This window comes from Bacillus sp. OTU2372, from assembly GCF_038440275.1.
Classification (GTDB): Bacteria; Bacillota; Bacilli; order Bacillales; family Cytobacillaceae; genus Neobacillus; species Neobacillus bataviensis_B.
Genome location: NZ_JASATK010000002.1, coordinates 1 through 10,298, shown reverse-complemented (window position 1 = coordinate 10,298; position 10,298 = coordinate 1). Strand labels below are relative to the sequence as shown.

Annotated in this window: 11 protein-coding genes; 8 read left to right on the top strand and 3 right to left on the bottom strand. The window is 38.0% G+C overall.

Going from position 1 to position 10,298, the window contains the following annotated elements; translation table 11 throughout:
• Positions 1 to 194: 194 nt before the first annotated feature.
• The gene (locus AAHB15_RS05045) at positions 195 to 1,490 is read right to left on the bottom strand and encodes a glutamate-1-semialdehyde 2,1-aminomutase (RefSeq protein WP_342041892.1); all 1,296 of its coding nucleotides are present in this window, start codon (positions 1,488 to 1,490) and stop codon (positions 195 to 197) included.
• A 163-nt stretch (positions 1,491 to 1,653) separates the two neighbouring features.
• Here AAHB15_RS05045 and AAHB15_RS05040 point away from each other — a divergent pair, with 163 nt between their 5' ends.
• The 5 genes from AAHB15_RS05040 to bcp all read left to right on the top strand — a co-directional run bounded on the left by AAHB15_RS05040 (position 1,654) and on the right by bcp (position 5,429).
• On the top strand, positions 1,654 to 2,670 hold the full coding sequence (locus AAHB15_RS05040) for an ABC transporter ATP-binding protein (RefSeq protein WP_335575071.1): 1,017 nt from the start codon (positions 1,654 to 1,656) through the stop codon (positions 2,668 to 2,670).
• Positions 2,663 to 3,454 (top strand): ABC transporter permease, encoded by a 792-nt coding sequence (locus tag AAHB15_RS05035; protein ID WP_098528002.1) that lies wholly within the window; start codon positions 2,663 to 2,665, stop codon positions 3,452 to 3,454. Before AAHB15_RS05040 ends, AAHB15_RS05035 begins: the two co-directional genes overlap by 8 nt.
• A gap of 3 nt (positions 3,455 to 3,457) precedes the next feature.
• Entirely contained in the window at positions 3,458 to 4,243 is a 786-nt protein-coding gene (locus tag AAHB15_RS05030) for an ABC transporter permease (RefSeq protein ID WP_335575070.1), read from the top strand.
• Between the two features lie 211 nt (positions 4,244 to 4,454).
• Positions 4,455 to 4,844, top strand: coding sequence for a potassium channel family protein (locus AAHB15_RS05025; protein WP_255286546.1), 390 nt, complete (start codon positions 4,455 to 4,457; stop codon positions 4,842 to 4,844).
• A gap of 114 nt (positions 4,845 to 4,958) precedes the next feature.
• The gene (gene bcp / locus AAHB15_RS05020) at positions 4,959 to 5,429 is read left to right on the top strand and encodes a thioredoxin-dependent thiol peroxidase (protein WP_144567371.1); all 471 of its coding nucleotides are present in this window, start codon (positions 4,959 to 4,961) and stop codon (positions 5,427 to 5,429) included.
• A gap of 75 nt (positions 5,430 to 5,504) precedes the next feature.
• Here the strand turns inward: bcp and AAHB15_RS05015 are convergent, their stop codons facing one another.
• On the bottom strand, positions 5,505 to 7,178 hold the full coding sequence (locus AAHB15_RS05015; protein WP_144567372.1) for a ribonuclease J: 1,674 nt from the start codon (positions 7,176 to 7,178) through the stop codon (positions 5,505 to 5,507).
• Between the two features lie 396 nt (positions 7,179 to 7,574).
• On the opposite strand from AAHB15_RS05015, the gene AAHB15_RS05010 reads away from it, so the two are divergent.
• Both AAHB15_RS05010 and perR read left to right on the top strand, forming a co-directional pair.
• Complete coding sequence (locus AAHB15_RS05010; RefSeq protein WP_342041891.1) at positions 7,575 to 8,129, top strand: cob(I)yrinic acid a,c-diamide adenosyltransferase; 555 nt, start codon at positions 7,575 to 7,577, stop codon at positions 8,127 to 8,129.
• A gap of 106 nt (positions 8,130 to 8,235) precedes the next feature.
• On the top strand, positions 8,236 to 8,673 hold the full coding sequence (perR, locus tag AAHB15_RS05005) for a peroxide-responsive transcriptional repressor PerR (protein WP_335575067.1): 438 nt from the start codon (positions 8,236 to 8,238) through the stop codon (positions 8,671 to 8,673).
• 85 nt (positions 8,674 to 8,758) lie between these two features.
• Here perR and AAHB15_RS05000 read toward each other — a convergent pair whose 3' ends face one another.
• Entirely contained in the window at positions 8,759 to 9,112 is a 354-nt protein-coding gene (locus tag AAHB15_RS05000; RefSeq protein ID WP_335575066.1) for a YgzB family protein, read from the bottom strand.
• Between the two features lie 145 nt (positions 9,113 to 9,257).
• On the opposite strand from AAHB15_RS05000, the gene AAHB15_RS04995 reads away from it, so the two are divergent.
• Entirely contained in the window at positions 9,258 to 10,121 is an 864-nt protein-coding gene (locus AAHB15_RS04995; protein WP_335575065.1) for a nucleotidyltransferase-like protein, read from the top strand.
• Positions 10,122 to 10,298: the final 177 nt, after the last annotated feature.

Below are 10,298 nucleotides of genomic sequence, written 5' to 3'. Positions count from 1 at the left end.
ATAAAGAAATAATAAGCTAATATTATCACAAGAATTTTCAGAAATCAAATAAATATACATTATTTTGGATAAAAAAGTGCGCTAAAAAATATGCAAATTGAGGAATAAATAGGTTGGTGTAAACGTTTTCATTCGCATTTTTAAAATAAAGGGGGAATGTTTTCCACTCCCCCTTGTGCATAAAATATGCATAATTATTCGTCTCTAAGTGAAGAAAATGCATTTCTTACCGCGTGTAATGTGGCTTCGATGTCTTCTTCTGTATGAGCAATGGTTAAGAACCAAGCTTCATATTTTGAAGGGGCAAGATTAATTCCTTGATGAAGCATAAGTTTGAAAAACTTTCCAAACATTTGACCATCAGTATTTTCTGCCTGCTCATAATTTTCTATTTTTTCATTCGTAAAATAAACAGTTAAAGCGCCCTTCAAACGGTTAATGGTTATTTCAATACCATTCTCCTTGGCAGCTTCCAAAATTCCTTCTTCGAGCATAGCCCCTAATCGATCTAAATACTCATACACTCCATCTTGCTTTAAGACTTCAAGGCAGGCAATTCCTGAGAGCATTGATGCCGGGTTTCCAGCCATCGTGCCCGCTTGGTAGGCAGTGCCGAGCGGTGCGACCTTCTCCATAATTTCTTTACGACCGCCGTATGCTCCAATTGGAAGACCGCCGCCGATAATTTTTCCTAATGCGGTTAGATCAGGCTGCACCCCTAATAAATCCTGTGCTCCTCCATACATAAAACGAAAGGCTGTTATGACTTCATCATAGATAACCAGTGCCCCTGATTCATGGGTAAGGTCATTGACTTGTTGCAGGAAGCCAGGCTTCGGTTCAACAATCCCAAAGTTTCCGACGATTGGTTCAACTAATACAGCAGCAACCTGATCGCCCCATTTTTCTAATGCTTGTTTAAATGGTTCAATATCATTGAAAGGAACCGTGATTACTTCTTGGGCAATGCTCTTTGGCACACCAGCAGAATCCGGTGTCCCCAGAGTAGATGGACCTGAACCGGCCGCAACGAGCACAAGGTCTGAATGCCCATGATAACAGCCGGCAAATTTAATGATTTTATCACGTCCTGTGTGGGCGCGGGCAACACGAATGGTAGACATGACGGCCTCTGTTCCCGAGTTAACAAATCGAACTTTATCTAAGGATGGTATGGCTTCTTTTAACATTTTGGCAAATTTAACCTCATGAGGAGTGGGAGTTCCATAAAGAACTCCCGTCTCTGCAGCACGTTTAATGGCTTGGGTAATATGCGGGTGGGCATGGCCTGTAATAATTGGACCATAAGCCGCAAGAAAATCGATATATTGGTTGCCGTCGACGTCCCAAAAATAAGCGCCTTGACCTCGTTCCATAACCACCGGGGAACCCCCGCCAACTGCCTTGTAAGACCTTGAAGGGCTGTTAACTCCGCCTACAATGTGTTCTAATGCTTCATTATGTAATCTTTCTGAATTTGAAAATTGCACAATCTTTCCTCCTTCATTTACGTATCTCTCTATTTTATCACTTTTTATGTTGAGTTCTATCTGTTTTATATTTTAGAAAATTTGTTGAAATACAGGATTGTTGTTTAATCAATATTATTTGGCTAAACTAATTCTCTAGGGCAATGTATCAGGAGGACGCAAAATGGAAAATGTAATTCAAGTTAAAAATTTACGAAAAGAGTTTAAAGCCTATTCTAGCCGTTCAGGTTTAAAGGGTGCATTTCGGGATTTATTTACCCGTAATTATAAAGTTTTACCTGCTGTGAATGATATTAATTTTTCAGTCAAAAAAGGGGAGATGGTGGGCTACATTGGTGAAAATGGGGCAGGTAAATCGACCACTATTAAAATGCTGACGGGGATATTAACCCCGACATCCGGTGAAATCATTGTTAACGGGATGAATCCGCATAAGGAACGGGAACGATTTGTGCAGACAATTGGCGTTGTTTTTGGGCAGCGTTCGCAATTATGGTGGGATATTGCTGTGCAGGAGTCATTCCGCTTGTTGAAAAAAGTTTATAAAGTATCTGACGAACAGTACGACCAGCATATGAACCATGTCATTAAAACATTGGATATTGAACCACTTTTAGACAAGCCAGTAAGAAAGTTATCACTCGGTCAAAGAATGCGCTGTGAACTTGCTGCCGCTTTAATTCACAACCCTCCGTTACTATTCTTAGATGAACCAACCATCGGATTAGATGTCCTGGTAAAGTTGAAAATTCGGGAGTTCTTGAAAGAAATTAATGAAAAATATAACACTACGATTCTACTGACCACTCATGACCTCTCGGATATTGAGGCATTGTGTGAGCGTGTTGTAATGCTGGATGAAGGAAACATCATTTATGACGGAGGATTAAGGGAGTTAAAAGAAAAATGGGGCGACCAGAAAGAATTGCAATTCCAATTTCTTGAGGCAGTCGATATTCCTGCAGTAAAAAAAGTAACCAGCGGACTTCCGGTGGTGTGGGAGATAGAGGAGAAGGACCAGATTTTTACTGCGACAGTAGAGGATCGTGATGAATTAATTTCACAGGTTATCGCCCAAGTCGTTGCAGCATTCAAAATTAAAGATGTAAAAATAAATGAAACTTCGACAGAAGAAATTATTCGAAATATCTATGAAAAGGGTGCTGTGGAAGTTGGATAAATATTTAGAAATGATTAGAATCCGTTTTTTAATGATGCTGGCATACCGGACTAATTATTATACAGGAATTCTCATTTATAGTATTAATATTGGTGCTTATTATTTTCTTTGGACGGCTATTTATGGTGGAAAAGAACAGATCCAAGGGCTTTCGGTTGTCCAAATGACTACCTATGTAGCGGTTTCCTGGATGGCAAGAGCCTTTTATTTTAATAATCTTGACCGGGAGATGGCTCAAGAAATTATGGAAGGAAAAGTCGCGATTGAACTTATCAGGCCCTACAATTATTTAGGAATGAAAACGATGCAGGGTTTAGGGGAAGGGATCTTTAGACTGTTCTTCTTTTCAGCTCCTGGACTTATTATCGTGTATTTTATTTTCCCGATTCAATTCACTTGGGATTTAAGTGTATGGGGGTTATTTGCTATTTCTATTATGTTGAGCTTTTTTATTAATACTGAGCTGAATTTATTAACGGGTATTACCACTTTCTTCTTATATAATAATGCTGGATTAATTCGTGCGAAGCGAGTGGTGATTGACTTGTTTTCGGGGCTTCTTCTGCCAATTAGTTTTTTTCCTGGATGGGCGCAATCTATAATGGGCTTTCTGCCTTTCCAAGGAATTAGTTATGCGCCAAGTATGATTTTCACCAAAGGGTTTTCACATGATCAAGCGATAGCTGCTATCGGCCAGCAATTTATTTGGGTAATCATCTTAATGCTGCCAATTTATTTACTTTGGCATCTAGCGAAAAAACAGTTGATTATTCAAGGGGGGTAATCTGTGTTCTATTTATCGATGTTTTTTCAATATCTATCACAGTATTTAAAAACGAGATTCCAATACCGAGCTGACGTGTTTGTTGAGTTTTTCTCCGACTTGCTCTCGCAAGCCATTAACCTTATTTTTATTTTAGTTGTATTTGGGCACACTCATTTACTGCACGGGTGGAACAGGGATGAAATTATTTTCATCTATGGATTTTTCTTAGTCCCATTTGCGGTTTTTTCAGCCTTTTTTAATATTTGGGATTTTAACGAGCGTTACATTGTAAAGGGAGAATTGGACCGAATTTTAACACGGCCTATCCACAGTTTATTTCAAATCATTTTAGAAAGACTTGAACTTGAATCACTGTTAGGGGCCATTACAGGACTTGCCGTTATGTTCTATGCCGGCAGCAGGCTTCATTTAGACATAGATTGGTATGACCCGATTATGTTTATAGTTTTTGTCGTAGGTGGAGCACTAGTATATGGCGGTATCTTTATATTGCTTGCTTGTATTAGCTTTTGGGCCGATGCACGGACGTCGCTGATGCCGATGATGTATAATATCAGCAATTACGGCAGATACCCGGTGAATATCTATAATCAATTGATTCGCTTTATTTTAACATGGATCTTACCATTTGCTTTTGTAGGTATTTACCCTGCAGCCTTTTTCCTTGAAAAACAAGAATGGTACTGGTATTCCTTTTTAACGCCGTTTATTGGGGTTATTTTCTTTATTTTATCAGTGATTGTTTGGAATCAAGGTGTTAAAAAATATCGAGGTGCAGGGAATTAAATTAAGCATTAAACTCTGATGATTGTCCAGTTCCAGCGCCTAGGGGATCGGGGTCATAAGCCAATCCGTCAAGAAGGCTTGTCTTATGCCTGTCGCCCCTGATCAATGCGCTTCCGCTTTAATATTCCGGGCTAACGCCTGGTTTTTGCTATTTAATCGTCCAAGCCTGCATAGGAATAGAGTAGCGCGTATTCTAATAGGGGTGGTTTCGGTGTTCTATTTCTTACTCCCGGTTGTCATATTTTGCATTTTTATGAGTCTGCGAACATTATTTATTCCTAACACGCTTAGAGGGAAATTTGCTTCGGTTGAGAATTTTTTATATTTAGGAGCTGTCTATTTAACAATCATCCTAGGTTTTGGCATGATCTACATTCTGTTTAATTTAATTGGTATGCCGCTGCTGCGTGAAGTAAATCATCCCCATCATAATATTTTTGAATCAAGCTTTTATTTTAGTGCGATGACGCTTTTTTCAGTAGGCAACGGCGATGTCCTCCCGCAAGGATTAGGGAGGATGGTTGCTGTTATTGAGGCATTAATTGGCTATACATTGCCAGCGGCGTTTGTAGCTAGAGTGGTGCTAAATAGTGAAAAGTAACCTCATTTATAGTGATATAGTTGTGTTATTAGGTGAGTTTGGTTACGCTTAGAATAAATAAGAGTACCAAACGGCACTTAAACAATGATTACTAAGCGAAGGAAGAGGTTAAAAATGACAATTGAAATTGGCGTACAGGCACCTGATTTTGAATTAAGGGCAACAAATGGAGAAAATGTTAGCTTAGCAGATTTTAGAGGGAAAAATATTGTGTTATATTTCTATCCGAAGGACATGACTCCTGGGTGCACCACACAGGCATGTGATTTTCGTGATTACCATCAAAACTTTACTGAATTAGATTGCGTGATTTTAGGAGTCAGCCCAGACTCTCAAGTGAAGCACGAAAAATTTATCGAAAAGTACAATCTGCCTTTTTTACTGTTAGTTGATGAAGAACATAAAGTATCAGAAACGTATGAGGTTTGGAAACTGAAGAAAAACTTTGGAAAAGAGTATATGGGAATTGAACGGTCGACGTTTGTGATTGATAAGGAAGGTAAGCTAGTAAAAGAGTGGCGTAAGGTAAAAGTACAAGGGCATGTCGAAGAAGCATTGCAGTATGTAAAAGAGAATTTAGTCTAATCCATACAAAGTATAGCATTCTGATTAATTAAAAAGGATGGGTCACGGGTTAAGTGCACATCCTTTTTTGTTTATTTAAATTTCTATAATAATCGGGAGAATCATTGGCTTTCGCTTGGTTTGAGTAAATAAATATTGCCCAACTGACTTTTTAATGTTTTGTTTCATAACATTCCATTGGCGAATATTTTCGGCGTGCATGTCATTGACAGACTTTGTAACGAGGCGGTTAACTTCTTTGAGCATTTCATCCGAGTCTCGTGCATAAACAAACCCGCGAGTAATAGTATCTGGCCCTGAAATGATCTTTCGGTCGCCTTTGCTAATTGTAATGACAATAACAAGCATTCCATCTTCAGACAGCTGCTTTCTGTCGCGTAGTACAATGTCGCCGACATCGCCTACACCAATACCATCTACATATGTATCCCCGGATGGAACGGAACGGGTCTGACGGGCAGTTCCATTTTTGATATCGACGACGTCTCCATTTTTAATAATAAATGTATTGCCTTTTTCCACCCCAACGGATTCACCTAACATCCGATGATGGTGCAGCATCCGGTATTCACCATGGATGGGGATGAAATAGGTAGGTTTCATTAAAGTCAGCATAAGCTTTAGGTCTTCCTGATAGCCGTGACCGGACACATGCATGCCGGTTGTACTGCCGGAACCGTAAATTACTTTAGCCCCGATTTGAAATAAATTGTCTATGATTTTAGAAACATCTTTTTCGTTTCCGGGGATTGGGGATGCAGCTAATATCACCGTATCTCCAGGGTAAATCGCGACATCACGGAAGTTTCCGCTAGCTAATCGGGATAAGGCTGCCATTGGTTCCCCTTGACTGCCTGTACAAAGGATTGCAACCTTTTCAGCCGGCAGTTTATCCACCTCGCTGGCATCGATTAACATACCTTCTGGAACATTTAAATAACCGCGTTCGATGGCGACATTAACAACGTTAACCATACTGCGGCCAAGCAAGGCTAGTTTCCGATTAGTCCTTAACGCGGACTCAACCACTTGCTGAACCCGATTGACATTCGAGGCGAATGTAGAGATGAAAATCTTCCCTCTAGCTTTTATGAAGGCTTCGTCCATATGGGAACCTACCATTTGCTCAGAAGGCGTGAGCCCTTTACGCTCTGCATTGGTACTTTCAGAAATTAAAACTAAGACACCTTGCTGGCCGATTTCTGCCATTTTATGTATATCGGCATATTGGTTATTGGCAGGTGTTAAATCGAATTTAAAATCACCAGTGTGAACCACATTCCCTTCAGGTGTATGAAAGACAATTCCAAGGCAGTCTGGTATGCTATGGCTTACTTTAAAAAAGGAAATCTCAACCGATCCGAATTCCAATCTTGAATTGGAGTCAATCGTAATGAGTTTGGAATCTCCTCTTAGCCTATGTTCATCGATTTTTAATTCAATTAATCCAAGCGTAAATCGGGTGGCGTAAATTGGTACGTTTAATTTTCTTAAGAAATAGGGAATGCCGCCAATATGGTCCTCGTGACCATGGGTGACAATTAAGGCCCTGATTTTGTCCTGATTCTCCTCTAGATAAGTAATGTCAGGAATAATTAAATCAATTCCCAGTAAGCTTTCATCTGGGAATTTCCCGCCACAGTCGATGATGAAAATATCGTCTTCATACTGAACAACATACATGTTTTTTCCGATTTCATTAATGCCGCCAAGTGCGAATATCGATAAGGCGTTTTCTGTGTATTTCATCTTTTTCCTCCCATCTAACTAAATATTTCTTATTATTCCTTTTTGTAATTCTTTGATGCAGGGGAAAAAGTACACGATCTTAACCTTTTTATATTTTTGGACATGAGTTATGAATTCTTTCATAAAATGAGGAATGAAATCTACATACTTTAAAGCCTATTTTCACGAGAAAAGGCATTTGTCCAATGCAAGAAAGCATAAATTGAATATCATTTTATTAGGGCATACCTCCTCAGATAAAATCATTTGGGTCCATAGTGACCCTTTTTTTTTATGAAAATGAATATCATGATTACAACTTTTCTAAATATAAGTAAAGGTGTTAAGATGAAGAAAACAGCCCCACCTAAATACATAAGGATTTGATTAATTAATTTTGCTAATGGAGGTAAGTAAATGAAAATATATACCAAAACAGGTGATAAAGGTACGACGTCCCTAATTTATGGCCAAAGGGTAGCGAAAAATGATTTACGGGTCGAGGCGTATGGAACCTGCGATGAAACAAACTCTATGATTGGTCTTGCCTTAAGTTACTTAAAAAATGAAAATTTTCAAGGGAAAGAAATAATTGAAAATGTATATCATAAAATACAAACAAACCTTTTTCATGTCGGAGCGGAATTGGCTACACCAACAGGGAAGGAAGTTAAGTGGAAGCTTGCGCCTTCAGATATCGAACTATTAGAAAAACAGATTGATGACTGGGATACTACCCTGCCGGGACTAACGAATTTCATCCTGCCTGGAGGACATCCGGCGGGTGCTTCCCTCCATGTGGCTCGAACAATTGTACGGAGAGCTGAACGTTGTGCGGTTTCATTAGGGGAAGAAGTTAATCCACTGGTCTTAGCCTATTTAAACCGGCTTTCCGACCTTTTGTTTGTAACAGCCAGATATGTCAATTATCAATTAGGGCAGAATGAACAAACCTTACATGGTAATAGTTAGTAACAAATAGTGTTTATTAGATTACAATATTGACAAAAGTACAAAAGACCTAGTAAAATTAATTATAACAATTATAATCTAATAATATTTTTTAGAAAGAAGGTGCATGGCGATGAATCAGTTAAAAGAAGCGTTGGATACCCTGAAGGATACGGGTGTGAGAATTACTCCGCAACGTCATGCGATACTTGAATATTTAATAAACTCGATGTCACATCCTACAGCAGATGAAATTTATAAAGCCCTTGAAGGAAAATTTCCTAATATGAGTGTGGCAACTGTTTACAATAATTTACGGGTATTTCGTGAAGTTGGACTTGTTAAGGAATTAACCTATGGGGATGCATCCGCACGCTTTGATTTTGTAACCTCCCATCATTACCATGTGATTTGTCAAAACTGTGGTAAAATTGTTGATTTCCATTATCCAGGTCTAGATGAGGTAGAACATTTAGCTTCGCATGTAACAGGCTTTAAAGTTGATAATCATCGTATGGAGATTTACGGATCTTGTCCTGAATGTGTTAGTAAAGAAGTGCATTAATAATTAATTGAATGTTTGTTTTTTCTAAAAAAGAGGATGACTAAAACCATTTGGTATTAACCAATGGGTTTTAGTCATCCTCTTTTTATTTGTTTTCTTTTTTATGATTATAGGATTCATCAAATTGTTTTCCTTCAAGACCAGGATCTAATGTTAATGGTTCGCGGCAGTGCATACACATATCCACCCGGCCAAGCATCTTAGTTGGTTTTCCGCAGCTAGGGCACTTCACTTGAACCGTTTTGGTTGATAGCATTCCAATCCAAAAATAAACGACAGTACTCGCAATAATAAAAAGTAGCCCTAAAAGCATAAAGATGGTCATAATAACTGGTGAAGTCCTAAAATAAATACCGATATACATTACAATAAAACCAATAAAGATTAAGGATAATGCAAAAGTACGTATTTTATTTATCTTATTCGAATATTTTGCCATGTTTCACCCTCCTAGACAAACTATACCATAATTATTTTGTAAGAAAAAATACAAAGAATGTCGAAATTTGTCTTTTAGGAAAGAAGGAAATTAGATTCCACTGTCGAACATATAATGCTACCTGAATAAAATGGAGGAATGATGAATGGAAGACATCCTTCGGCCTATTTATCAAGAAAGGGCGAGTCAATCCAATACACTAGGAGTTTTGTTGGTCGAAAAAAAACGTAAATCAAGTCATATTACTGATTCATTTGATGTTGTTTTATTGATAATTGTAAAAGAGGCTGACCAGTCATTATTTATTAAACATTATACCTACGGTGACAAAAAGGCAGCTATGCATGTCGTGTCAGAATCTCAGCTTCAGGAATGGCTCTTATTGGGCACGAACCGAAAGATATTTGAATGGATTCATGAAGCCAAAATTTTGTTTGATCGTAATGAGTACGTCATGAATTTAAAAACGGAGCTCCGGGATTTTCCTTTTAATGGACGAAAAATTAAAATGGGTTTAGAGTTTGCTAAATTAATACGGCGCTATGTAGATGGTAAAGCGTTATTTGAGAGCGGTCAATTTTTAGATGCCTATAACTATGTAGTGCATTCCTTACATCATTTAGCGCGATTGGCTGTAATTGAAAATGGTCTCCATCCTGAACTTACGGTTTGGCATCAGGTAAAACAAATAGAGCCAGAAATTTATAAATTATATGTTGAGCTAGTGAATAGTGAAGAAACATTAGAAAAAAGACTGGAGCTTTTGTTCTTGGCCAGCGAGTTTCTGATTCATTCCAGAACAAGTATTGGTACTTCTCATTTATTGGATGTCCTACGCGGGAAGGAATACTGGCTGTTTAATGAAATTATGAACGAGAAAGAATTAATCCCTTATTCTGTAGATTTAGCAGTGCTCATTGAATATTTAATTGAAAAACATTTAATAGAAGTAGCCAATATAGAAACCAAAGGTAATGGTGTCTTTCATAGATGTTATCGCGTTTCATAATTATTTTTAAAAAATAATAAAAGGTATTGACCTTTATAAAAATACTTGGTATATTAATAACCGTCGCTGCGAAACATTCTTAAAAAGTTTTCGTAAGTGACGGTTAAAAAACAAAAAAGTGTTGACACTAAAGTGATGATGTGTTAAATTAATAAAGTCGCTTGTGAATGACATGAA